The organism is Mesorhizobium sp. M0106 (assembly GCF_040322715.1).
Lineage (GTDB): Bacteria > Pseudomonadota > Alphaproteobacteria > Rhizobiales > Rhizobiaceae > Mesorhizobium.
Genome location: NZ_JAMYUA010000012.1, coordinates 1 through 24,139, shown reverse-complemented (window position 1 = coordinate 24,139; position 24,139 = coordinate 1). Strand labels below are relative to the sequence as shown.

Below are 24,139 nucleotides of genomic sequence, written 5' to 3'. Positions count from 1 at the left end.
AACCTGAAGAGTAAAGGAAAAATCAGCGGCGCCGTTCACGCCTGCGGCCAAATTGCGGCGCCCCCATAGGCAGGTCATTGGCAAAACGTGCCGCCATTGCGGCGCGGTTCGAGGTCGAAGTGGAGATGCAGCGAATGATCGGCATCGCTGCCGGGGCCAAGCACGGTCTTGAACGGTCCGCAGGCTGCCTTGCGCACTGCGTTCAGGAATTTCGCGTCCTTTTCCGGCGGCGCGGGGCCGACATCGATCTCCTTCCCGTCCGAAAGCTTGAAGCTGGCGATATCGAGCGCGTTGCCGAAGGCGTGCTCCGACAATTTGCCGCCGCCATTGCGCGACCGGCAGACAAAGGCGGAGGCCTGGCCGATCGATTTAATATCCGCGCCGAACTCAGCCTTTGCGGCAGGCTGGATGACCGAAGCAGCAAAGCGTGCGGCCGCTTCCGCCATCTGGCAATTGAGCTCGGGCTCCGGGCCGATGGCGATGGATTTGCCGAGCGTCTTCAGCGCGATCGGGTAGGGGATCGAGCAACCGACTGCCGTATCATGCTCTGGCTTGCGCTCCTCGAAATCGACGCCCATCGACTTCAGCCGCCTGCGGCAGGCCAATTCCTCGGCCGGCATTTCTTTCCCGGCAATGGCGGCCGATCGAGGATCAGGAAGGATTTTTTGCTCCGCCTTCTCGTCTGCCTCGGCCGGGTTTGGTGGCGCGCCTGGTGGGCTTGCCGGCGGCTCAGCCCGCGCCGGCTTTTCGGGCGGCTGCGGTGCAATCGTCGGCGGCTCCGGAGCATCCTCCGGGCGCGGTTCGGGGACCGGGATCTCGGTTGGTGGCGGCGGAGTGACTTGCTGGTTGAGCTGCGGAACCGGTGCAGTTTGCGGTAGGTCGGGTGCCTTGGCTAAAACGGGTCCCGCCAGCGGCGTAGCCGCAACGGCCAGCAGCAATCTGCCCAATCTGAAAAAGCCAAACGCCGCCATTACGTCGCAACGGCCAGAATGCAGGGAAGTTGCCTTGACCGAGGGGGGCGGCCGATCACAATCGGTAACCGCGCCGTCACGCGCCGATCGCTTCCAAGCCTTCCTCGAGCCAGTCCGCCAGCAGCGGCATGCCGAGCAGATATTTTGCCGTGCGCTTGTTGGCGCGCTCGCGGGCGGCGGACAGCGCGTCCGCCCATTCCGTCGCGTCATAGTCGCCGCGGCCGACCCAGGCCAACGCAATCAGTTCGGCCGCTTCGTCGACATTGAGATCGTCGATTAGCTCGCGCAGTTCTTCTTCGGTGAGATCTTCGGAGCTTTCCTCGGCAAGGCCGTCATGATGGTGGTTGTCGTGCGCGTTGCCGTCGAGCTCTACCTCGTGCTCGGCGCCATCGGCATAGTCTTCGTTGACGGCGGCGCTGAGCGCCTTCGCCTTCAGGATGAACAGGCGCACGGTGTCGGGACCGATCGAAAGCTCCCAGTCTCGTTCAACGCGTTGCTGCACCGGCCGTCTCCCTGCTTCGTGCTCGGTCGGCCCGATGATAGCGGATTTGCAGCGCTCGTCACATTATCTTGCGCGGCGGCGTTGATCGTGAAGCATGATTTCCGATGCCCTCTCTTCCCGGGATAAGATGGCCTTGCTGGGAGAGATCGCGGTTTTGAGATAGGATGACGTTTTCCGGGACGAAACGGCGTTGGCCCGGCGTTAGTGTTGCATTGTCAGGTTCAAAGGAGAATTCGATGCGCAGACGATTGCTGATTTATGCCATGGCCATCGCCGCCCTGCCGCTGATTGCGGCTCCGGCGTTTTCGGCTGGTGAAGGAGGTGGCGGTGGCGGCGGCAATGGCGGCGGCAATGGCGGCGGCCAGTCCCAGTGCAAGAAGGGGGAGGCGTGGGACAAGAAACAGAAGAAATGCGTCTCCCCGAAGCAAGGCATGCTGGACGACGACAGCATCTACGATGCCGGTCGCGCGCTGGCGATGGATGGACGCTACGACGAGGCGATCGCCGTGCTCAGCCTCGCCGCCAACAAGCAGGACCCGCGCATCCTCAATTATCTCGGCTATTCGCACCGCCATTCCGGCCGCGTCACCGTCGGCCTCGGCTATTACGAGGAAGCGCTGCGCATCGACCCGAATTACACGCTGGTGCGCGAATATCTCGGCGAGGCGCACCTGCAGATCGGCGATCTTGCCGGCGCCCAGGAACAGCTCCGCGAGATCGAGAAGCGCACGGGCAAGGGGTCACGCGAATACGGCATGCTGTCGGAGCAGATCGATCATTTTATGAGGAGCTGATCCTGCGGAACGCTCCTCATAACCGGCTGTGAGCGATCGCAGCCGGCTTTTTTCTGTGCTGCACATGTTGGCCACAACCGAGATTTGGCATCACGGTACACGATACGATCTTGGAAACCCCCGCTTGACGTGGGGTCAGCCGCGCAATCGGTGGATGATTTTTCAAAAACCGACTTTTTGGACGTGAAAAACCCGCGAAGATTGCTATATCTTGCGAAATTGTGGTGAGACGGTTCCGTTAGCCCGAGGCTGCCGGACCGTTTTCTTTTTGTACCATCGACAAGGTCGCTCCCGATTGCGGGGGCGGCGGCAGGAAAGGTCAGGCATTATGAACAAGGTCCCGATGACAGGCGAGGGGTTCGCGTCATTGAAGGAAGAACTGCGCTGGCGCCAGCAACAGGAGCGGCCGCGTATCATCGAGGCGATTTCCGAAGCGCGCTCGCATGGCGACCTCTCCGAAAATGCCGAATATCACGCGGCAAAAGAGGCACAGAGCCTCAATGAGGGCCGGGTCAACGAACTCGAGGACCTGATCGCGCGGGCCGAGGTGATCGACGTCACCAAGCTCAGCGGCGACAAGGTCAAGTTCGGCGCCACCGTGGTGCTGGTCGACGAGGATACCGAGGAGAAAAAGACCTACCAGATCGTCGGCGACCAGGAAGCGGACGTGAAATCCGGCCGCATCTCGATCTCCTCGCCGATCGCGCGCGCGCTGATCGGCAAGGAAGTCGGCGACGCCATCGAGGTCAACGCACCGGGCGGCGCCAGGGGCTACGAGATCGTCCAGGTGCAATTTATCTGAGGAATCTGAGGCGAGCCCCTAATCCCGTCAGGTAGCGCCGCCCCTCATCGCCCTGCCGGGCACTTCTCCCCGTATAGTGACGGGGAGAAGGGGCCATCCGGAACCTCGGCGCCGTTTCTGCAACGTTACTGATTGGCGAAATCTTCGGTGAAGGCGTCCTTCTCCCCGTCCCTATACGGGGAGAAGATGGCGGCAGCCAGATGAGGGGCAGCGCCAACTTTCAGGACTATCCCCTACCGACCTTGGCCTGACCGGTCTCCCGAAGCGCCAGCAATCTCTCGGCTTCCGCAATCACTTCCGGCGGCGTGACGCTGCACCCAGGCGCGGCCAGTAGCGTCGACGAATACGGCCCGCGCGGGCCGGTCAGGCCAGGCTCGGTAGCGAGGAATATCGCCACCGTCGGCAGGCCGAAGGCGCTGGCGAGATGGGTCAGGCCGGTGTCGGCGCCGATGACCAGCGTCGAGCCGCCGATGACGGCGGCGATCTCGGCTAGCGACGACCTGGGAACCACCACGGTCTGCGAAACGGCACCGGCGATCGCCTCGGCAACCGCCTGTTCCCGGTCGTTCGACCAGGTGGTGACCGGCGTCATCCCCTTGTCCACCAGCAGGCGGGCGGTTTCGATCCAGTCATCGACCGGCCATTTCTTGTCCTCGCGGCTGGTGCCATGCAGCAGGAAGGCGGTCTTTTCACCGACAAGAATCGATCTTCCGGCCGGCGGCACGATGCCCGATTCAAGCCGGGAAAAATCCGGCTCGTAGCCGAGCGCCAGCCCGAACAGGCGTCTCGTGCGCTCGATGGCGTGCAGGCCGCGCGGCACGGCGTAGCGATGGCCATAAAACAGGCTCGCCGAAGGCTCGCGGGCGCTCGACCGATCGAACCCGGCGATCGGGGCTGCCGCCAGCCGCGCCACCAGCGCCGATTTCAGCAAGCCTTGTGCATCGAGGACGAGGTCGTAGCGGCAATCGCGCAAGGCGCGGCGCAAGCCGATCACTTCCCGCCATGTGCCGGGCTGAAGCAGCTTCCTGCGCCAGCGCCGGATCGCCACGCTGTGGATGGTCTGGATGGCTGGATGCAGCGCCACGATGCCGGCAAATGCCTCTTCGACACACCAGTCGAAGGAGATATCCGGCCGAGCGCGGCGCGCGTCCTCGATCGCCGGGAAGGTGTGGATGACGTCGCCCATGGACGATGTCTTGACGATCAGCACTTTCATGCGGCGGCCGGCATTTCCAGCAGCCGCTCCGCCGCCGCCACGACGCGTTCGACCTCCAGCGTCTTCAGGCAGTTGAGATGACCGAGCGGGCAGATTTTTTTGTGGCAGGGCGAACAGGACAGGCCGAGCCAGACCAGTTCGCGGCGCTCGGCGAGCGGCGGCGTGTTCTGCGGCGAGGTCGAGCCGTAGACGGCGACTACCGGCGTGCCGACGGCGGCGGCGACATGCATCAGCCCGCTGTCGTTGGAGACGGCGAGCCTCGCCGCCGCGATCAGGTCGATGGCATCCTCGAGCCGCGTCTGGCCGGCAAGATCGACGGCGCCCGGAGCGAGCGCGGCGATTTCCGCCGTCACCTCAGCGTCGTTCTTCGACCCGAACAGCGCGACGCCAAACCCTTTCGCCATCATCTCACGGGCAAGGCCGGCATAGTGTTCGCTCGGCCAGCGCTTGGCCGGGCCGAATTCGGCGCCGGGCATGAGTGCCACGAATTTCCCCCCCGTCAGCCCGAAACGGCTGAGCAGTGCCGCCTGGCTGGCTTGATCGACGGCGAGCTTCGGCGCCTGGAAGGCGCCACCCCGGGCAAGGCTGAAATAGGCCTGCGCGGTGCGCCGTTTCAGGCGATCGGGCAAGGGCACGATGTCGGTCAGCAGCCCATAGCGCATTTCCTTGAGATGGCCGACGCGGCGCGGAATGCCGGCAAAGAACGGGATCAGCGCCGATTTCCAGCTTCCCGGCAGGACAAAGGCCATGTCGTAGCGGCCGCGCAACAGGCGGCCGAAGCGCCTTCGGACGCGGAATTCGAACGCGCCGGAATTCAGCGGCAGGTCGATCTGCTGGCGGATTTCGGGCATGCGCTTGACCAGGGGTGCTGCCCAGGCCGGCGCCAGCACGTCGATGGCGGCATCCGGATGAAGCTCCCTCAGCGCCTGGAACAGGCACTGCGCCATCACCATGTCGCCCACCCAGCGTGGGCCGATCACGAGGATCGTTGGGCTTTCAGCCATTCGACATAGTCTCTGACGCCGGTTTCCACTGTGCGGAACTGGCCATTGTAACCGGCTGCGCGCAAGCGGGACATATCAGCTTGCGTAAAGCTCTGGTAGCTGCCCTTGAGGTGGTCGGGAAACTCGATGAATTCGATCTGGCCTTGGCCGAGCGTATCGATCACCGTTTCGGCAATGGCGCGGAACGGCTGGGCCTTGCCGGTGCCGCAGTTGAAGATGCCGCTCGAGCCGCGTTTCCACAGCCACAGATTGACGTCGGCGACATCGCCGACATGGATGAAGTCGCGGCTCTGCTCGCCGGGCCCGAAACCACCATAGGCGCCGAACAGTTTCGGGTTCTGGCCTTGCTCGACCTGGTTGAACAGATGGAAGGCGACAGAGGCCATGGCGCCCTTATGCGCCTCGCGCGGTCCATAGACGTTGAAATAACGCAGGCCCGCGACCGGCGAGTGATCGGTATCGAAAACGGTGCGGCGGACATAGTCGTCGAACAGTTTTTTCGAATAGGCATAGACGTTCAGCGGCCGTTCGCATTGCGGCTCCTCGCGGAACTCGGCGCCGCTGCCATAGACCGAAGCGGAGGAGGCATAGAGGAACGGCACGCGCAGGGCCAGGCAGGCGTGCAGCAGGCGCTTCGAATAGGCGTAGTTGACCTCCATCATGAACTTGCCGTTCCATTCGGTGGTGGTCGAGCAGGCGCCCTGGTGGAAGACCGCCTCGATGCGGCCGAGGTCACCGGCCTCCATCCGCGCCAGAAAATCGTCCTTGTCGAGATAATCGGCGATCTCGAGATCGGCGAGGTTGGCGATCTTGTGGCCGTCGGTGAGGTCGTCGACGACGAGGATGTCGCTGAAACCCTCGGCGTTGAGCGCGGCGACGATGTTGGAACCGATCATGCCGGCGCCGCCCGTGACGATGATCATGAAAGCCTCTGGTCTCGCTTGTCGATTCCGGCCCTTATAGGGGAGGTCGATAGGGCTGTCGATAAAGCAGCAGAGAGCAATTGCTTCGGGTGGATGCAGTTCCAACTTCTGGCGGAGACATCGATTATCTAGTCGGCGCCGCCCCTCACCTGCCTGCCGGCATCCTCTCCCCGTATAGTGACGGGGAGAGGGGCGCTCTCGTCGACGGTTTCGCCGATCGCCAACATTACAGACGAGCGCTGAGATCGCGGGCAAGCCCCCCTTCTCCCCGTCACTACACGGGGAGAAGGTGCCGGCAGGCGGATGAGGGGCGGCGCCGACGCCTGCAAGAAGGGCAAGGGGGCGATTGCCCTGCGCCACAGTGAGGCCGCAAAGTTGCCGCTTCAGTCGATTCGCTACCCGGTGAGATCGTCAGGGACAAAGAATGCCATCAACCGAACTGCTTGTCGCCTTTTTCGCCACCACGGCGATCTTCGCCTATATCCCCGGTCCCGCCATGCTCTATGCCGCCGCGCAAACCATGGCGCGCGGCCGCTGGTCCGGCCTGATGGCGGCGCTCGGCATTCATCTCGGCGGCTACATACACGTCTTCGCCGCCGCTGTCGGCCTGTCGGTGCTTTTCCATGCCGTGCCGGTGCTTTACATGGCGGTCAAGCTGGTCGGTGCGCTGTATCTGATCTGGCTCGGTGTTTCGCTGTTTCGCGCCAAGGCGCAAGGCGACGTTGTCTTGCCGGGAATTCAGCCGAAATCCGCCCGCCGCGCCTTTTTCGAGAGCGTTGCCGTCGAGGTGCTCAACCCCAAGACGGCGATTTTCTTCATGGCGTTCCTGCCGCAATTCATCGATGCCTCGGCAGCGTTTCCGGTCTGGCTGCAGTTCGTCGTGCTTGGAACGATCGTCAATTTGATGTTCTCGTCGGCCGATATTGTTTGCGTGGTGCTGGCCGGCGCGGTGATCGCCAGGCTGCGGCAGTCGAGCCGGGCGCAGCGCCTGATGCGGCGCGCCGGCGGTGCGGTGCTTGTCGGACTGGGCGTGCATGTCGCGTTGCAGAAAAGCTGACGCACTGTCTCGCCGCGGCGATCGGTCGAAGGCCTGCCGTTGCGTCGGCTGAAATTGCGGTATATCGGCATCGCCATGAACGGCCGGCCCTGCCAATCGAATTTCCCGTCACTGAAAATCGGCCCTCCCGCGCGTTGACATGATCAAGCTGCCCTCTCCCGAACCTCTTCACCGCGCCGTCTCGCGCTTCGGCGGCGTCACCGTGCTGGTGGTCGGCGATTTCATCCTCGACCGTTTCGTCAATGGCGTGATCGAGCGCATTTCGCCGGAAGCGCCGATCCCCGTGCTGCACGGGCGCGGCGAAACGCTGGCGATGGGCGGCGCCGGCAATGTCGTCGCCAACATCGTTTCGCTCGGCGCTGCCGTCATACCGGTCTCGGTGATCGGCGCTGACGAGGCCGGCAAGAACCTCATGCGCATGCTCGGCGAATTTGGCGTCGACACCGGCGGGCTGGCGCAGGATGCCGATCGCATGACGTCGTCCAAAAGCCGCTTCAGCGCGCTCAACCAGCAGGTGCTGCGTTTCGACGAAGAGGAAATCAAGCCGCTGGGCGATGCCGAGCGCGCGACATTGATCGGGCATTTTCGCGAAGCGCTGGCGCGGGCCGACATCGTCATTCTGTCCGACTATGGCAAGGGCGTGCTGCTCGACGGCGTCGCCGGCGAGCTGATCTCGATCTGTCGGGAAGCGGGCAAGCCGGTGCTGGTCGACCCGAAGGGCCGCGACTATGCGCGTTATGCCGGCGCGACGGCAATCACGCCCAACCGCAAGGAACTCGGCGAGGCGGTCGGCCGCGCAGTGTTTGCCGACGACGAAATCGAGGCGGCGGCACGCCAGCTGATTTCGGCGCACGGTTTCGATTTCGTCGTCGCGACGCGCAGCGAAAAGGGCATGAGCGTCGTCGGTGCGGACGACGCCCGCCATATCGCCACGCAGGCGCGCGAAGTGTTCGACGTTTCGGGCGCCGGCGACACGGTAATCGCGACCTTCGCGCTGGCTCTTGCAGCAGGCGCCGATCGTGTCATGGCCGGATCGATCGCCAACGCCGCCGGCGGTGTTGTCGTCGGCAAGCGCGGCACGGCGCGGCTGACGATCGAGGAACTCACCGGTGCGCTGTTTGCCTCGCATGGTCCGGTCGCCCACTTGGATGCGATCCTCGATGCCGCCGCCGCCGCGCGGATGGTTTCGGCCTGGAAAGACGAGGGCTTGAGCGTCGGCTTCACCAATGGCTGTTTCGATATCCTGCATGCCGGCCATGTCAGCCTGTTGCATGCGGCGCGCAGCCAGTGCGACCGGCTGGTGCTCGGCCTCAACAGCGATGCCTCGGTGCGCCGGCTGAAAGGGCCGGGGCGCCCGGTCAACGACCAGCATGACCGGGCCTGCGTGCTGGCAGCACTTGCCTCGGTCGACGCCGTCGTCATCTTCGAGGAGGATACGCCGCTTTCGCTGATCGAGGCGCTGAGCCCCGACATACTGGTCAAGGGCGCCGACTATACGGTCGATCAGGTGGTTGGCGCCGATGTCGTGCAGAAGGCCGGCGGGCGCGTCGTGCTGGTCGACCTCGTCGCCGGCAAGAGCACGACCGGCACCATCGGCAGATTGCGCGCCGGGAACTGAGGGTTTCATGTCCGAACTGAACGATTACCTGGCCCGCTCGGCGGCCGCGATTTCGGCGATGGTCGAGCGCGACCTGACCAGCGAGATGGAGCGGGCGGTCAGCGCCGTCGTCGCCGCGCTTTCGCAGGGCAAGGCGCTGCTGATAGCAGGCAATGGCGGTTCGGCCAGCGACGCCATCCATATCGCCGGCGAGCTGGTCGGCCGCTTCCTCAGGGAGCGCAAGGCCTACAACGTCATCGCGCTGCCGGCCAACGCGGCGGTGCTGACCGCCTGGGGCAATGATTACGGCTTCGACACGGTGTTTGCGCGCCAGGTCGAGGCGCATGGTTCGGCGGGCGCCGTGCTGCTCGCCATCTCGACCAGCGGCAATTCGCCAAGCATCCTCGCCGCCGCCCAACAGGCGCGCATGATGGGCATGACGGTGGTCAGCCTGACCGGCGACACCGGCGGCAAGCTGAAGCCGCTCTCCGACATCCTGCTCAACGTACCGTCGACCTCGACGCCGATCATCCAGCAGGGGCATTTGTGCCTCTATCACCATTTGTGCGAAATGGTCGAAACGCGCCTCTGCGAGGTGGGGTGATCCTCGAACTCTCAGGACCTGGGTTCCTCGCCCACCGCGAAGCGGGGGAGAGGTGGCCGCGAAGCGGCCGGAGAGGGGGCTTCGTAGAGCGGGTTCCCCTCTCCGTCTCGGCTTCGCCGAGCCACCTCTCCCCACTTTCGTGGGGCGAGGAACCCAAGCTGGAATGAAGCCAATCTTCAACGCTGAAGGCAATTTTGTTCTTGCTTTGTGCCGGCAGCTATGCTACTAATTTGGGTATGGTGATGATTTCCACCGACGATCCCGCCCGCCGAGGCGGGTTTTTTGTTTCCGGGTTTTTGTTTCGCAGCCGCTTTGCCTGCTCTCTTAAGCCGAAAACGCCACCAGCCCTTCGTCTTTGACCCGGCGGATGGTCAGCGCGGTTCGCACCGTATCGACATTGGGGGCCGAGGCCAGTTCCTCGATGACGAAGGTCTGGAAGGTGCCGAGATCGCTCGCCACGCAATGCAGCAGGAAATCGGACTCGCCAGACACCATCCAGGCGTCGCGCACGATCGGCCAGCCGCGGGTGCGCTCGGCGAAGGTCTTGAGTTCGGCGTCGGCCTGGTGATGCAGGCCGATCAGGCAGAAGGCGACGACGTCGAGGCCGAGCGCCGGAGCGTTGAGCAAAGCGCGGTAGCCGCGGATGATGCCGGCCTCTTCCAGCCGCCTGACGCGGCGCAGGCACGGCGGCGCCGAAATGCCGACGCGGCTCGACAGTTCGACATTGGTCATGCGTCCGTCCTGCTGAAGCTCGCGCAGGATCTTCCAGTCGATGGCATCGAGATCGGCCTTGATCGGCATGGTGGCTTCCGTGGTGACGCGAAAGAATCTTTCGCGACTTTGTAATTAAACGACTTTGCTGTCTATTCCATCCGCTGGATCGAGGATTTTCGCATCATCTTGCTGCGGGTTGCTTGTCGCCGTCGCCGGCGCCGAAGCTTTCCGGGGACGAACGGCAACTTGCCTTGCTGGCGTCGCAGGCAACACTTACATTACGCGCAACAATCGACGAGAGTTCATGCCACAATCCATGGCTGCTCCCCGCAGAGGCTTTTCATGATCACCAAGCACGCGCCTGTTCTCATCATCGGCTCCGGCCCCGCCGGCTATACGGCGGCGATCTATGCCGCCCGCGCCATGCTCAAGCCGATGCTGGTCGCCGGCCTGCAGCAGGGCGGGCAACTGATGATCACCACCGATGTCGAAAACTATCCGGGCTTCGCCGAACCGATCCAGGGTCCATGGCTAATGAGCGAGATGCTCAGGCAGGCCGAGCATGTCGGCACCGACATCGTCAACGACATCATCACCGAGGTCGACCTCAACGTGCGGCCGTTCCGCGCCAAGGGCGATTCCGGCACGATCTATACCGCTGACGCGCTGATCATCGCCACCGGCGCGCAGGCGAAATGGCTGGGCATCCCGAGCGAACACACCTTCATGGGTTTTGGCGTCTCGGCCTGCGCCACCTGCGACGGCTTCTTCTACCGCGGCAAGGACGTCGCGGTGATCGGCGGCGGTAATTCGGCGGTGGAGGAAGCGCTCTATCTCTCCAACCTGGCCAAGAGCGTCACCGTTATCCACAGGCGCAGCGATTTCCGCGCCGAGCGCATCCTGCGCGAGCGGCTGCTGCGGAAAGACAATGTCCGCGTCATCTGGGACACGGTGGTCGACGAGATCACCGGCAGGCCCGGCAAGGCGCCGCTGCCGCCGTCGGTCGAAGGGCTGAAGCTGCGCAACGTGGTGACCGGGCAGGAGATGCATCTGGTGGTCGACGGCGTGTTCGTGGCGATCGGCCACGCGCCGGCGGTCGAGCTGTTTGCCGGCAAGCTGAAGCAGAAGCCGAACGGCTATCTGTGGACGGCGCCGGATTCGACCCGCACCGACATGCCGGGCGTGTTCGCCGCCGGCGACGTAACCGACGACATCTACCGCCAGGCGGTGACGGCGGCCGGGCTCGGCTGCATGGCCGCGCTCGAGGCGGAAAAATATCTGGCGGGGATCGAGGTTCACCGCGAAGCGGCGGAGTGATTGTTCGATAAGCGGCTGAGAAAAGCCGCGCAAAAGCCTGATTTTTCATTCAGACGCCGAAAACAGGCGGACGCCAGAAAACAGGACGAGGGGAAATCATGGCGTTGGATTGGGACAAGCTACGCGTGTTTCACGCCGCGGCGGAAGCGGGGTCGTTCACCCATGCCGCGGAAACACTGCATTTGTCGCAATCGGCGATCTCGCGGCAGGTCAGCGCGCTCGAGCATGATGTCGGCGTGCCGCTGTTCAATCGCCACGCCCGCGGCCTAGTGCTGACCGAGCAGGGCGAGATGCTGTTCCGCACGGCGCACGACGTGCTGATGAAGCTCGAAACCATCAAGTCGCGACTGACCGAAACCAAGGACCGGCCCTCCGGCGTGCTCAGGGTGACGACCACGGTCGGCCTCGGCGCCGGCTGGCTGACCGAGCGCGTGCAGGAATTCATCGAGCTGTATCCCGAGGTCAGCCTGCAGCTCATCCTGGCCAATGAGGAGCTCGATCTCACGATGCGCCAGGCCGACTGCGCCATCCGGCTGCGCCAGCCGCAGCAGCCCGACCTCATCCAGCGCCGCCTGTTCACCGTGCATTTCCATCTCTACGCGGCGCCCTCCTATGTGAACAAATACGGCAAGCCGAATTCCATTGCCGAGCTGAAAACCCATCGCATCGTCACCTTCGGCGTGCCGGTGCCGGCGCATCTGTCGGAACTGAACTGGCTGGAAACGGTCGGCGATTTCGAAGGCGGGCAAAGGGTACCGACGCTGCAGATCAACGACATCCTGTCGATCAAGCGGGCGGTGCAGGGCGGCGCCGGCATCGCCATGCTGCCCGATTATGTGGTCAGCAAGGATTCCGGGCTGGTGCAATTGCTGCCCGAGACCGAAGTGCCGTCCTTCGATACCTATTTCGCCTATCCCGACGCGATGAAGAACCAGGCGAAGCTGCATGTCTTCCGCGATTTCATCATCGCCAAGGCGCGCAGCTGGTCGTTCTGATTTAATGCATGTCGCGCAAAAGTGTGCAGCGGTTTTGCGATAACGACATGCATCAAACAAGAACCTAAAGCGCGTCGCATCAGGTCGGTCGAACGCAACGCGCTTTAGGAACGCGTATCCGCCAGCGTGCTGGCGCCGTAGCGCAAACCGTCGACCAGCAAGGCAACCATGCGCCGCGCCTGGGCAGGGCCGCCGCCATGTGCCGGCATGGCAAGGCTGGCGGCCGCCCCCAACAGGTCGCCCGGCTCGATGTCGGCGCGCACCTCGCCGGCCGCGGCCGCTGCCTCCAGCAATGTTTGGAGCGCGGGCCGGAGCCGTTGGTTGAAATAGGCAGGCAAAGTGTCGAAGGCCGGATTGCCTGAGTACAAGGCTGCCGCGAGGCCGCGTTTTGCCGTGATGAAATCCACATAGCGCTGCATCCACAGGGCCAGCGCTTCACCCGGCTCATGCTTCCTGGCCAGGATCGGCGCGGCGTCCGCACAGGCGTCGACCTCGTTGCGGAAGACGGCCACGATCAGGTCCGAGCGCTGTGGAAAATGGCGGTAGACGGTGCCGACGCCGACGCCAGCCTTTTCCGCGATCTCTCGCACCGGAGCCTCCACGCCGGAGGTCGCGAACACCGCCATGGCCGCCCGGAGCAACGCGTCGATGTTGCGCCGTGCGTCGGCGCGCACGTGCCGATCCGCGCGGTCGCGGGGTTCCAGACCATCGCCTTGATCCGTTTTGCCGTTCGGCGTTTTTTCGCCCATCAAATTACCTCTTGCAAACGGAACCGTGTTCCGGATATATATGGAACGTGGTTCCGTTTGACTTGTATCTAGCACGGCAAGGCGGTGTTGGCCACATATCGGTGCACAAAAGGAGATTACCATGCAGGACAAACCCGTCGCCCTGGTCACCGGGGCCAACAAGGGCATCGGTCTTCAGATCGCCAAGGACCTCGCGGCGAACGGCCTTACCGTGCTCGTAGGATCGCGCAGGCTCGAGCATGCCGAGGCAGCCGCAAATAGCATCGGAGAGGATGCCCACGCCCTGCAGCTCGACGTCACCGACCAGGCGTCGATCGCCGCCGCGGCAGAGCGCATCCGCATCGAACTCGGCCGCCTCGACGTGCTGGTGAACAATGCCGGCATCTCCCATGCGGGAAAGCCGGGCAAGCCGCTCGAGGAGATCATCAATTCGGGCCGCCCGAGCGTTGCCTCCCTCGACGACGTACGCGCGGTATTCGAGACGAACGTGTTTGGCATCGTCGCCGTCACGCAAGCGATGCTGCGGCTCCTTCGTGAGGCGCCGGCGGCACGTATCGTCAACGTATCGAGCGGCGCCGGCTCGCTGACATTGAACGCGGATCCGGCCTTTGCGTACCGCACTTCGTTTGGCGCCGTTTACAACCCGTCGAAGACGGCCGTCAACGCGATGACGCTCGCCTTCGCCATCGAGCTCGAGGAGACCGGCATCAAGGTCAACGCTGCCTGCCCGGGCTACACCGCGACGGAGCTGAACAACTTCGAAGGTTCGCGCACCGTCGAACAGGCCGCGCGGGAGCCGGTGCGCCTCGCGCTTCTCGACGCGAACGGTCCGACGGGCACGTTCTCGAACGAGGACGGCCCGCTGCCGTGGTGACGTTGCCTTGGAGCCTGCTTCAGCCGCGCCAAGGTGTCAGGCGGGGCAGCCAGCCTGGTACGGCACGGCGGTAGGCCTCGTATTCGTCACCGTAGCGGCGGGCAAGCGTCGGTTCCTCATATAGTCTCACGAAGGAGATCATGGCGGCCGCGGCGATGACGAGATAGGCGGCGACCGTCCAGCTCGAAAACAGCAGTGCCTGGCCGAGGACGATCGACAGCACGGCGACGTACATCGGATTGCGGACATGGCGGTAGATGCCGCCGACGACCAGCCTTTCGGTCGGTGCGACCGGGGCGGGGGGGTACCCAGGCCCTCCAGGGCAAACCGGGCAAAGGCGTGCAGCAGTATGGCTGTGCCGGCGACAACCAGCAGCCAGCCCACAGGAACGAAACCGGGCAGGCTCGACCAGGGCAGGCGATAGCGATCGGTCAGCAGCCAAGGCAGCAGTCCGGCGACCACGCCGGGCGCCGCTGCAAGGAAGATGATGCTGCCGGCGATCGCCGAAGCGGCTCGCATATAGCTCTCCTTACGGGCGCGGCCTTGAACGGTCTCCCGCAACGCGCTTCAGGTCTTGTCCGGCATGTAACCCAAGCCGCCGCACCTCAGGTCAAGCTCGATGGCGGGCTTTTGGGCGGCATGCACCAGCAAGGTCTGGCTGCCGAAAAAACAAACGCGTGCTGCACGATTCCACGTCATCCTGCGTTTTTCGACTTTCCGAGCAGGAATCGCTGCTGATTCGCGGCCGCGGATCGATTTTTGCCTTGCCGCAGGCTGTATTTCAGCGATTCAACTGGTCCTATTGCGCTTCGGGACGGATTAGACCACAGCCGGCGCCTTTTTGCATGTGAGTGTTGCAAAATAGATGCTTGTTTCTTGGGCATGAAGAGCACATATATAGATCATCTCCTGAGCGCGTTCTCCTCCCATTAGCGCTCTCGAGTGTTCCCCTCTGGAGGTTAGCCTTAACAGGCACTTCCAATCAAACTCAGCCGGGTCTTCATTGATCCGGCTTTTTTGTTGCCCGAAACCAACACATCGCCAGAAAATCGGCCGGAACGGTCGCGTAACAGTGACATGTAACCTCGGGTAACATGCCGCGGGCGCGCCAAATCGATTAAGCAGAGTACAGGACGCGGTGTGGCTCGTCCGGGGGATGGGGGCATCACTCGGACGACCCGGGCTCAGGCAGCTACCGCGTCCGAACCTTCCTCCGCCAAAACACCGGCGGCAAGCATGCGGCGGACCTGCCGTTTCGCCTCCCACGAAGACGGTCCGCAAGAAACGGCGCCCGAATGATCCGGGCGCCGTTTCCTGTTGGGCCGCAAAGGCGGCTCAGGCGGCCTTGCCGTTGGCGTTCAGCGCTTCGTCGGCCAACCGCCCGGTGAGTTCGGCCATGTGGTCGAAGACGGCCCGGTAGCTGGCGACACCCGCCGTGGCCGAGCGCAGCTCGATGATGAGGTCGCCGATCTCGGCTTGCGGCATGGTCGCCTCGACGACGTCCCATCCGGGCCAGTCGGGCCGCGCGTCGTAGCCGAGGATCTGGCCGCGCCGCTGCGGGATCAGCGCAATGATCTTCGACGTCGCGTCGGACGGCGTGACGATCTCGACCTTCATCACCGGCTCGAGCAGCACCGGCGAGCACGCGGCCATGCCTTCTTTCATCGCCAGCTTCGCTGCCATCTGGAAGGCCATGTCGGAGGAATCGACCGCATGGTAGGAGCCGTCGGAAAGGTTGACGGCAACATCGACGACCGGGAAGCCGAGCGGCCCGGACTTCAGGTAGTCACGCACGCCGGTCTCGACCGACTGGATGTAGGTTTTCGGCACGACGCCGCCGGTGATCGTATCTGTGAACTGGAAGCCTGACCCGCGCGGCAGCGGTTTGATCTCGATCACGACGTCGCCGAACTGGCCGTGGCCGCCCGATTGTTTCTTGTGGCGGCCGCGCTGCTGCGTCGCTTTGCGGATCGTCTCGCGGTAGGGCACGGCCGGCACATGGCCTTCGACCGGGATCTGGTTCTTGCCTTCCAGCCGCTCGCGCACGACGCGCAGATGCATCTCGCCATGGCCAGACAGCACGGTTTCGGCCGAATCCTGGTTGTGATGCAGGTTGAGCGAGGGATCTTCCTCGGCCAGGCGCTGGATGGCGGCCGACATCTTGACCTCGTCCTTGCGCTCTTTCGGCCGCAGCGCGAAGGCGAAGACCGGTTGCGGCGGCGCCAGCGTGACCAGCGGCTGGATGCCGCCCTTGGTCGAGCTCAGCGTCTGGCCGGTCCTGACGGCGTCCAGCTTGCCGAGCGCGACCGTGTCGCCGGCCTTGGCCGAAGTCAGCTTGACCTGATCCTTGCCGAGCATCTTGTAGATGCCGGAGACCTTTGCCGTTTCGCCATTGGAAAGGAACAGCTCGGCGGCGTCGGCGACCTGGCCGGACAGGATGCGCGACACCGACAGCTTGCCGCCATGCGCGGTGTGGATGGTCTTCATCACCTGGACAACGGTGGCATTGCCATCGGGCGCGCCGAGACGCTGGCACGTCGCCTCGCTGTCGGGTGCGTCGTGACGGATCGCCTTCAACAGGCGCAGCACGCCGTTGCCCTTCTCGGCGGTGCCGATCAGCACCGGCGTCACCATGCCGTCGCGCAGGTCGGCGGCAAGGTCGTCGAAGATCGCATCCTTCGGCGGTTCGATCTCGTCCAGCAATTGCTCCATCAGCCGGTCGTCATGGTCGGCGAGCGTCTCCAGCATGGAAAAGCGCGCCTCGAGCTCGCGCGCCTTGTCGTCGCTCGGGATCTGGGCGACCTCGCTCTCGGCATATTCGCGGTAGATGTAGGCACGCTCCAGAGCGAGGTCGATCGAGCCGATGACGACGCCGTCCTTGCGCAGCGGGATCTGGCGCAGCAGCAATGGCACCGAGCTTGCCGGCTGCAGCATCTTCAGCGTGTCGCGCACACCTGCTATCGCCTTGTCGACCTTGTTCAGGAACAGCATGCGCGGCACGCCGAGATCGTCGAGCTTGCGCATGATAAGCTGCAGGGCAGGGATCTTCTTCTCGTCGGCCTCGGCAACGACCACGGCGACGTCGCAGGCGGCCAGCACCGGCTCGGCTTCGAAGGAGAATTCGATGGAGCCGGGACAATCGACGAAGGTGAACGGCTCACCCATGAAATCGGTGGTGGCGAAGGTCGCCTCGACGCTCATGCCGTGAGCGCGCGCCTCGGGCGAATGATCGGAAACGGTATTTCCGGACGAAACGGGATTCTGGCGGGGAATGGCGCCTGTACGGGCGAGTATGGCTTCGAGAAGTGTCGTCTTACCGCTTGCGAAGGGACCGACTATGGCAATGCATTTCGGTCCCGTGCGTCGTCCTCCGGCGCGAGTACCCATGGCTGACCTCCACTCAGGCGTTTCCCTGTAAGCGGCGGCCGGCCTGTCGGCCGTCGCGGGCGAGGCTTTTTTCAATTTGCCACCTACCCAAAGGGCATCGTCCCACGGGCAGGCCGGGAGGGCAAGGGATTTGAGGTTGAAGGGATTTGAAGTTGGGGCCGGTTCAGCCGGTGCCGGTTCGGCGCGACGCCAGCGGGGGTGCGTCGACGCGCTGCACCGCCACCGTCTCGGCAAAGCGCGCGAGCAACGGATTGAACAGGTCCGCACGCTCCCAGAAAGGCGCATGCCCGGCGCCGGAGACGATGTGGCAATGCTCCCACAGCGAGCCGTATGCGAGCGTCTCAAAATAGCCGAGCCGGACGAACGGATCGTTTTCGCCATTGACGATAGCGACCGGAAACGCGGCTTGCTCGACCACCTGTCTCTGGTCGGCGCCCTTGCCGGTGAGCATGCCGCGCGTCACCGCGGCGCGCAGCCGGCCGTCGGTGCGCAGGATGGCTTGGCGAAAGGACGGATCGGCGGTGTCGCCGAAACACAGCGTCTCGAAGCGCTCGGCATCGCGTTCGGAATATGTCTTTTTGGACGCCAGCAGCATGTCCCAATGCGCGTGGAAGCCGCGCAGCATGCCGAAAGGACCCTTCGATACCGGCGGCGCGCCGGTCAGCATCAGCCCGCCGACGGCGCGGTGAAAACTCGCGAGTTCGATTGCCACGTGCCCGCCAAGCGACCAGCCGAAGACGACGGCGCGGCCGATGCCCAAGGCATCGAGGAGCTGGGCCGCCGATTGGGCAAGGCCGGCGATGGTGTAGTCCGTCGCCGGATCGCGGGCGTCCGACGATTCGCCATGGCCGGGCAGGTCGAAAGCAATCAACCGATGGGCAGCGGCCAACGGGCTGTCGAACTGGCGGGCGAATACGGCGCGCGAACTGCCCGAGCCGTGGATCAGGACAAGCGGGATGCCGGGTCCCGACGACTGGCTGAGGCGCAAATCCGCTTGCGGCGTGCGGATCGTGCGGTGGGAAACGGCCATATCTGGTTTGGACCTTGGGATTGTCTCCAGGTCAACATCGCATGCCGAGGTCACCATGTTGTTTAGAACGGTGGTTAAGAAATGATTTCTCGGCTTGCGCCGGGTATGATGAACGAATCCACCACAGCTAACCCCCGGAGCCTGATGATGGAATCCACGCTCGACCTTCTCGTCTCGATCAGCAGCATCGCGACGCTCGGCCAATATGCCTGGTCGATGCGCGCGCATTTCCAGTCGCAGACCATGTCTCAAGGCGCGATGATCATTTCGGCCGTCGTGGTCGGCACGGCGCTGTTCTTTCTTGCGCTGCTGTGGATCGAGCGGCAGCCGGTGGCGGCGAAGATCGGCGGGCTCGCCATCGAACTGGCAAGCTCGGCGCTGTTCTGGTGGGCGATCTCGGTCTCCCGCAAGGCGGGGCTGCGGTTCGCATTCGATCCTGACAATCCCGACAGCCTGGTGACCGAAGGCCCTTATCTCCATGTCCGGCATCCGTTCTACACGTCCTACATCATCTTCTGGATCGGATGGGGTATCGCGACCTGGTCGGTCTGGGCGGTGGTGCCGGTCGCCGGCATCGTTACGATCTACGTGATCGCAGCCTTGGACGAAGAGCGAAAATTTTCGCGGACAAGGTTGGCCGATGCCTACGACGCTTACCGCACGCGGACCGGTCTGTTCTGGCCGCGTTTTGCCCGCAGCCGGCAGGAGATGCAGCCGGCATCGGACGAAAGTGGTAGGGTCTAAGACACTGGATTGAATCGAGGACTTGCGACGATGAAGATTATTGCCTGCGGCAGCGTGCCGACGATTGTTGCGCCGGAAAAATACTTCACTGGCCGGGTTTTGCAGACGCCGATCATCGAGAAAGAGGCACCGGCGCGGCTCAGAGCCACGCTGGTCAGCTTCGAGCCCGGCGCCCGCACCCACTGGCACACGCATCCGCTTGGCCAGACGCTCTATGTCACATCCGGTGCCGGTCTCGTGCAAAGCTGGGGCGGGCCGCTGCAGGAGATCAGGGCCGGCGACGTCGTCTCCTTTGCGGCCGGCGAAAAGCACTGGCACGGCGCCGCGCCCAAATCGGCGATGACCCACATCGCCATGCAGGAGGCGATCGAGGGTGTGCATGTCGATTGGCTGGAGAAGGTGAACGACGAGCAGTATGGCGGCTGAAACGTCTCAGACCAGCGCGGCGGTAAAGCGCTGGATGCGCGTGCAGGCCTCTTCGAGCAGAGCCTCCGACGTGGCGTAGGAGATGCGGAAGTTCGGGCCGAGGCCAAAGGCCGAGCCGAAAACAACCGCCACGCCCTCGGCCTCGAGCAGTTCCGAGCAGAAGGTTTCGTCGCTGTCGATCACCTTGCCGCTCTTGGTCTTCCTGCCGATCAGCTGGGCACAGGAGGGATAGACGTAGAACGCACCCTCCGGCGACGGACAGGTGATGCCGCGCGCCTGGTTGAGCATCGAGACGACGAGATCGCGCCGGCCCTGGAAGATCGCCTTGTTCTTCGGGATGAAATCCTGCGGGCCGTTCAGCGCTTCGACCGCCGCCCATTGGGCGATGGTGCAGGCGCCGGAGGTCTGCTGGCCCTGGATCATGTCCATCGCCTTGATCAGCGGCACCGGGCCTGCCGCATAGCCGATGCGCCAGCCGGTCATGGCATAGGCCTTTGACACGCCGTTCATCGTCAGCGTGCGCTCATAGAGCTTCGGCTCGACCTCGGCGATGGTCTTGAAGACGAAGTCGGCATAAGTCAGGTGCTCGTACATGTCGTCGGTCAGCACCCAGACATGGGGATGCTTCAACAGCACATCGGCCAGGCCCTTGAGCTCCGCCTCGGTATAGGCGGCGCCCGAGGGGTTGGACGGCGAGTTCATCAACAGCCATTTGGTGCGCGGCGTGATCGCCTTTTCCAGCACGGTCGCCGTCAGCTTGAAGCCGTTGTCGATCGAGGTGTCGGCAAAGGCCGAGGTGCCGCCGCAGATTGCCACCATTTCGGGATAGCTGACCCAGTAGGGCCGCGGGATGATCACCTCGTCGCCGGGGTTCAGCGTCGCCATGAAGGCGTTGAACAGGATCTGCTTGCCGCCGGTGCCGACGATGGTCTGCTCCGGCCGGTAGTCGAGATTGTTCTCGCGCTTGAATTTTTTCGCGATCGCATCGCGCAGCGGCACGATGCCGGATACCGGCGGATACTTCGTCTCGCCGCGGCGGATGGCCTCGATCGCGGCGTTCTTGATGTTGTCGGGGGTGTCGAAGTCCGGCTCGCCGGCGCCCAGCCCGATCACGTCGCGGCCGGCGTTTTTCAGCTCGCGCGCCTTCTGCGTCACCGCGATGGTCGCGGAAGGCTTTACGCGGGAAAGGACGTCGGCAAGAAAGGCCATGACAGATATCTCCAGAAAAGACCGGCGGGCGAAGGCGCCGCGGCGCCTCTCATGTCGCATCATCTGGTCAAGCGCAAGCCCAGCGCAGGCATTGTCGAATGAGCCAGCGCGCAATGCTGGAAACAATAAATTCACCAACGATCGGTAAAAGCTAGAACGGCAGGGACCGTAGCCGGTCCGCCAGTCTCGCACAGCGAGGAACCGTGACGCGCAGCATCGGGCTTGCCCATATCATCCGCCATGATGACGGCACCGCCAGCGGTGTCTGGGGGGTCTATACGCTGCAAAGCGCTTTCCAGCCGATCTTCGCCTTCAACAAGGGCAAGCTTTCCGTCGTCGCGTTCGAGGGGCTGATCCGGCCGTTCCGCGAAGGCGAGCCGCAGCCGCCAATGAGTTTCTTCAACAGCTGTCCGGCGGTCGACCGCCTGCATATCGAGGCGCTGACACGGACGCTGCACCTTCTGAACGCCGGCGCCTGCCTGCCGCGAGACGCCTCCATCTTCATTAATTTCGATCCATCGGTGTTCACCGACCGCAGCATCGCCGACAAGGCGCTGCGCGACATGCGGCTGGTGCTGCACGAGGCCGACATCGATCCGCGCCGCGTCGTCTGCGAGGTCACCGAACAGAAATCGGCGTCGCAGGAAACGCTCTACAATTTCGTCGAGGCGCTCAGGGGCAATGGTTTGCGCATTGCCGTCGACGATTACGGCGCCGAGGAGTCCGACATCAATCGCATCAAGGAACTCAGGCCAGACATCGTCAAGTTCGACGCCGACTGGATCATGACGCTGATGGAGTCCGGTGCCGGCTTCGCCTTGCTGACCGCTATGGTGACAAGCTTCGAAGAGCAAGGCATCCGTACGGTATTCGAGGGCATCGAGACGGGCTGGCAGCTCGAGCTCGCCGAAAAGTCGGGCGCCTCGATGGTGCAAGGCTTCGTGCTGGCACGCCCCGAGCTTGCACCGACCAGCTTTCACGTCTTCGACAAAGCCGGGCAAGCATCAGCGGTGTCGCCCGATAAGGACAAAGTTCCCGCGGCCGTTTCGCCATCGCGGCGGCCGATGCGGGCTTTCGGGCGCAGGGTGGCATCGTGACCGGGCGGGCCGACATGCGGCGCAAGGTCGGCGAAGCGATCTTTGCCGACGAGGTCGGCATCGAATATGGCGTCTACGGCGCATTCCGGCTGAGGAGCGCCTACCAGCCGGTCTTCGCGCCGCGCGGCAGGTTTCTCGCCGCCGTCGCGGTCGAGGGACTGATCGAGCCGCATCGCGCAGGCAGGCCGGTGGCGCCGCAAATCTTCTTCGAAGGTGTGCCGGCAGCGGATCGGCTGTTTGTCGAAACCATGTGCCGGGTGCTGCATTTGCGCAACTTCCGCAACATCGGCGTCGACGGGCTCGACCTGTTCTTCAATTACAATCCGCTGATCAACGATGACCCCGCACGGGCGCTGGCCGAAATCAGGCTGATGACCAGGCATCTGGCGGATTTCGGCCTGCATCCTGGCATGCTGGTCTGCGAGATCACCGAACAGGCGGCCGGCGACAAGGTGCTTGTCAGCCTGGCGCGCGAGATGCGGCGCGACGGCGTCCGCATCGCCATCGACGATTTCGGCACCGGGCATTCGACCGAAGAAAGGGTAGCGCTGGTGCAGCCCGACATCGTCAAGATCGACGGCACCTGGTTCGCAGAATTCTGCCGCCATGCCGCCGCCGAGCGGTTTTTCCGGCCGCTAGTTTCGACGCTGCACGACCGTGGCGCCAAGGTGCTGGTCGAAGGCGTCGAGAACGCCACGCATCTGCGCGTCGCGCTGGATGGCGGCGTCGACCTGCTGCAGGGCTTTTACCTTGCCCGGCCGGCGCTGGCCGGTACGCTGTTCGACGAGGAGCCGCTGTCGATCGACAGGCTGCTTGGCAGGGACAACAACGTCATCCCCCTATTCGGCTAGGATATGTCGAGATTCAAGTGATGCCGGCCTGCGAACGGCGGTTTCCTGCGCTTCCGGTGCTCACGTACCCAAAGTACGCTCCGCTCCGGTTCTCGGAACCCACCCTTCTCGGCTCGGCCTGACTTGAATCTCGATATATCCTGAAATGCATCAGCGGCGCTGATGGTTACGCCAAAACAAATCACTGGATGAAGCCGCCGCTGCCGCGATAGAGGCTGGATCAAGCCCTGAGACGGGTGGTTGCGAGCAAGGGGGAGCACCGATGATACTCTATGGAATGATCGACAGCGGCAATTGCTACAAGCCGCGCCTGTTGATGGCCAAGCTCGGCATCGCTTTCACCAATGTCGAGGTCAGCTCGCACACCGGCGACACGCGCAAGCCCGACTATGTCGCGAAAAACCCGAACGCCATGGTGCCGCTGCTCGAACTCGACGACGGCCGCCGGCTGGCCGAATCCAATGCCATCCTGCTCTATCTCGCCGAAGGCACGCGGTTTCTGCCGGCGGACAGATACGAACGCGCGCTGGCCTATCAGTGGCTGTTCTTCGAGCAATACAGCCATGAGCCTTATATCGCCGTGCGCAGGGCGCTGCTGACCTTCCCTGAAAGAGCCAAGGATGCGACGCCGGAGCGGCTGGCGGTGACGCTGGAGCGCGGCAACAAGGCGCTCGGCGTCATGGACAAGCACCTGGCTGGCAGCACGTTCTTTGCCGGCGATGCTCTGAGCGTCGCCGACATCGCGCTCTACGCGTATACGCATACGGCCGAGATGGGCGGCTTCCAGCTCGACGCCTATCCGGCGGTGGCCGCCTGGCTGAAAAGGGTCGAGACCGATCCGGGGCATGTGCCGCTGGAGTGGGTGGGTTGAGTGCAACTCGCCGACTTTGCTGAGCAACGTTGACAATTGGCGAAAGCTTCGGCGAAAGCGTCCTTCTCCCCGTCACTATACGGGGAGAAGGAGCTGTATCGCCGGTTTCGCCAATTGTCGGCGTTTAAAATCCAGACAGCAAAAAGGCGGGACAAAATCCCGCCTTCCCATGCTTGGTAGCCTGATCGGGAGCGTTTTGGCCGGGCCGGCAGCAATCTGCTGCTTCGGCTTGTCGGGGTCTTTCGCTCCGGCGCGCTTCTCGCGCGACCGCCAGTACATCCGTGACTTGCCGCGCGCCCCCGCCGAAAACCCCGCGCCCGCCCATAGCCAAAAAAAGCGAACATGCAAAGAAAAACAAGCCGCCGCGACAAACAGGGGCGGGCCGGGGGGGAGAAGAAAAATTAA

At 63.7% G+C, this 24,139-nt stretch carries 24 protein-coding genes and 1 pseudogene; 13 read left to right on the top strand and 12 right to left on the bottom strand.

The window, feature by feature from the left end:
* Positions 1-74: 74 nt before the first annotated feature.
* On the bottom strand, positions 75-971 hold the full coding sequence (locus tag NKJ55_RS14170) for an extensin-like domain-containing protein (protein WP_352450443.1): 897 nt from the start codon (positions 969-971) through the stop codon (positions 75-77).
* Positions 972-1,047: 76 nt separating this feature from the next.
* Positions 1,048-1,473, bottom strand: a complete 426-nt coding sequence (locus NKJ55_RS14165) for a DUF3775 domain-containing protein (RefSeq protein WP_352450442.1) — start codon at positions 1,471-1,473, stop codon at positions 1,048-1,050.
* A gap of 236 nt (positions 1,474-1,709) precedes the next feature.
* On the opposite strand from NKJ55_RS14165, the gene NKJ55_RS14160 reads away from it, so the two are divergent.
* Positions 1,710-2,267 (top strand): tetratricopeptide repeat protein, encoded by a 558-nt coding sequence (locus tag NKJ55_RS14160; protein WP_352450441.1) that lies wholly within the window; start codon positions 1,710-1,712, stop codon positions 2,265-2,267.
* A 328-nt stretch (positions 2,268-2,595) separates the two neighbouring features.
* Positions 2,596-3,069 (top strand): transcription elongation factor GreA, encoded by a 474-nt coding sequence (gene greA, locus NKJ55_RS14155; RefSeq protein ID WP_023719113.1) that lies wholly within the window; start codon positions 2,596-2,598, stop codon positions 3,067-3,069.
* Positions 3,070-3,295: 226 nt separating this feature from the next.
* On the opposite strand, the gene waaC is transcribed toward greA, so the two are convergent.
* From waaC to rfaD, 3 genes are read right to left on the bottom strand one after another with little or no spacing between them, the layout of a single operon-like run.
* Positions 3,296-4,285, bottom strand: a complete 990-nt coding sequence (gene waaC, locus NKJ55_RS14150) for a lipopolysaccharide heptosyltransferase I (RefSeq protein WP_352450440.1) — start codon at positions 4,283-4,285, stop codon at positions 3,296-3,298.
* Positions 4,282-5,289 (bottom strand): lipopolysaccharide heptosyltransferase II, encoded by a 1,008-nt coding sequence (gene waaF / locus NKJ55_RS14145; protein WP_352450438.1) that lies wholly within the window; start codon positions 5,287-5,289, stop codon positions 4,282-4,284. The genes waaC and waaF overlap by 4 nt, the downstream gene beginning before the upstream one ends.
* Positions 5,262-6,212: an ADP-glyceromanno-heptose 6-epimerase gene (gene rfaD / locus NKJ55_RS14140; RefSeq protein WP_352450437.1), complete on the bottom strand. Its 951-nt coding sequence runs from the start codon at positions 6,210-6,212 to the stop codon at positions 5,262-5,264. The genes waaF and rfaD overlap by 28 nt, the downstream gene beginning before the upstream one ends.
* A 424-nt stretch (positions 6,213-6,636) precedes the next feature.
* Between rfaD and NKJ55_RS14135 the strand changes: the two genes are divergently transcribed.
* The 3 genes from NKJ55_RS14135 to NKJ55_RS14125 all read left to right on the top strand — a co-directional run bounded on the left by NKJ55_RS14135 (position 6,637) and on the right by NKJ55_RS14125 (position 9,470).
* Positions 6,637-7,269, top strand: coding sequence for a LysE family translocator (locus tag NKJ55_RS14135; protein WP_352450436.1), 633 nt, complete (start codon positions 6,637-6,639; stop codon positions 7,267-7,269).
* 139 nt (positions 7,270-7,408) lie between these two features.
* Complete coding sequence (gene rfaE1, locus NKJ55_RS14130) at positions 7,409-8,887, top strand: D-glycero-beta-D-manno-heptose-7-phosphate kinase (RefSeq protein WP_352450435.1); 1,479 nt, start codon at positions 7,409-7,411, stop codon at positions 8,885-8,887.
* Positions 8,888-8,894: 7 nt separating this feature from the next.
* Positions 8,895-9,470 carry a D-sedoheptulose-7-phosphate isomerase gene (locus NKJ55_RS14125; RefSeq protein ID WP_352450434.1) on the top strand — a complete coding sequence of 192 codons (576 nt, stop codon included), beginning with the start codon at positions 8,895-8,897 and terminating at the stop codon, positions 9,468-9,470.
* Between the two features lie 324 nt (positions 9,471-9,794).
* On the opposite strand, the gene NKJ55_RS14120 is transcribed toward NKJ55_RS14125, so the two are convergent.
* Positions 9,795-10,271 (bottom strand): Lrp/AsnC family transcriptional regulator, encoded by a 477-nt coding sequence (locus NKJ55_RS14120; RefSeq protein ID WP_023678347.1) that lies wholly within the window; start codon positions 10,269-10,271, stop codon positions 9,795-9,797.
* Between the two features lie 255 nt (positions 10,272-10,526).
* Here NKJ55_RS14120 and trxB point away from each other — a divergent pair, with 255 nt between their 5' ends.
* Together trxB and NKJ55_RS14110 are read left to right on the top strand one after the other, a co-directional pair.
* Positions 10,527-11,501 carry a thioredoxin-disulfide reductase gene (gene trxB, locus NKJ55_RS14115; protein ID WP_352450433.1) on the top strand — a complete coding sequence of 325 codons (975 nt, stop codon included), beginning with the start codon at positions 10,527-10,529 and terminating at the stop codon, positions 11,499-11,501.
* 98 nt (positions 11,502-11,599) lie between these two features.
* Entirely contained in the window at positions 11,600-12,496 is an 897-nt protein-coding gene (locus NKJ55_RS14110) for a LysR family transcriptional regulator (RefSeq protein WP_023678345.1), read from the top strand.
* Positions 12,497-12,600: 104 nt separating this feature from the next.
* On the opposite strand, the gene NKJ55_RS14105 is transcribed toward NKJ55_RS14110, so the two are convergent.
* Positions 12,601-13,245, bottom strand: a complete 645-nt coding sequence (locus NKJ55_RS14105; RefSeq protein WP_352450432.1) for a TetR/AcrR family transcriptional regulator — start codon at positions 13,243-13,245, stop codon at positions 12,601-12,603.
* 121 nt (positions 13,246-13,366) lie between these two features.
* Between NKJ55_RS14105 and NKJ55_RS14100 the strand changes: the two genes are divergently transcribed.
* The gene (locus NKJ55_RS14100; protein WP_352450431.1) at positions 13,367-14,119 is read left to right on the top strand and encodes an SDR family oxidoreductase; all 753 of its coding nucleotides are present in this window, start codon (positions 13,367-13,369) and stop codon (positions 14,117-14,119) included.
* A gap of 19 nt (positions 14,120-14,138) precedes the next feature.
* Here NKJ55_RS14100 and NKJ55_RS14095 read toward each other — a convergent pair.
* The 3 genes and pseudogenes from NKJ55_RS14095 to NKJ55_RS14085 form a co-directional block, all read right to left on the bottom strand.
* Positions 14,139-14,638 (bottom strand): annotated as a pseudogene (locus NKJ55_RS14095) (methyltransferase family protein).
* Between the two features lie 816 nt (positions 14,639-15,454).
* The gene (locus NKJ55_RS14090) at positions 15,455-17,506 is read right to left on the bottom strand and encodes an elongation factor G (protein WP_352450430.1); all 2,052 of its coding nucleotides are present in this window, start codon (positions 17,504-17,506) and stop codon (positions 15,455-15,457) included.
* A 163-nt stretch (positions 17,507-17,669) separates the two neighbouring features.
* A complete protein-coding gene (locus NKJ55_RS14085; protein WP_352450429.1) occupies positions 17,670-18,536 on the bottom strand; it encodes an alpha/beta fold hydrolase in 867 nt (288 codons plus the stop codon).
* A gap of 144 nt (positions 18,537-18,680) precedes the next feature.
* Between NKJ55_RS14085 and NKJ55_RS14080 the strand changes: the two genes are divergently transcribed.
* Together NKJ55_RS14080 and NKJ55_RS14075 are read left to right on the top strand one after the other, a co-directional pair.
* Entirely contained in the window at positions 18,681-19,280 is a 600-nt protein-coding gene (locus NKJ55_RS14080) for a methyltransferase family protein (RefSeq protein WP_352450428.1), read from the top strand.
* A gap of 30 nt (positions 19,281-19,310) precedes the next feature.
* Positions 19,311-19,706 (top strand): (R)-mandelonitrile lyase, encoded by a 396-nt coding sequence (locus NKJ55_RS14075; RefSeq protein ID WP_352450427.1) that lies wholly within the window; start codon positions 19,311-19,313, stop codon positions 19,704-19,706.
* Positions 19,707-19,712: 6 nt separating this feature from the next.
* Here NKJ55_RS14075 and NKJ55_RS14070 read toward each other — a convergent pair whose 3' ends face one another.
* A complete protein-coding gene (locus NKJ55_RS14070; protein WP_352450425.1) occupies positions 19,713-20,915 on the bottom strand; it encodes a pyridoxal phosphate-dependent aminotransferase in 1,203 nt (400 codons plus the stop codon).
* A 203-nt stretch (positions 20,916-21,118) separates the two neighbouring features.
* Here NKJ55_RS14070 and NKJ55_RS14065 point away from each other — a divergent pair, with 203 nt between their 5' ends.
* From NKJ55_RS14065 to NKJ55_RS14055, 3 genes are all read left to right on the top strand, one after another.
* Positions 21,119-22,012, top strand: coding sequence for an EAL domain-containing protein (locus tag NKJ55_RS14065; protein WP_352450424.1), 894 nt, complete (start codon positions 21,119-21,121; stop codon positions 22,010-22,012).
* A complete protein-coding gene (locus NKJ55_RS14060) occupies positions 22,009-22,863 on the top strand; it encodes an EAL domain-containing protein (protein ID WP_023678335.1) in 855 nt (284 codons plus the stop codon). Before NKJ55_RS14065 ends, NKJ55_RS14060 begins: the two co-directional genes overlap by 4 nt.
* 262 nt (positions 22,864-23,125) lie before the next feature.
* A complete protein-coding gene (locus NKJ55_RS14055) occupies positions 23,126-23,734 on the top strand; it encodes a glutathione S-transferase family protein (protein WP_352450423.1) in 609 nt (202 codons plus the stop codon).
* Positions 23,735-23,809: 75 nt separating this feature from the next.
* Here NKJ55_RS14055 and NKJ55_RS14050 read toward each other — a convergent pair.
* A partial coding sequence (locus tag NKJ55_RS14050; protein ID WP_352450422.1) for a hypothetical protein occupies positions 23,810-24,139 on the bottom strand: 330 nt, incomplete at its 5' end.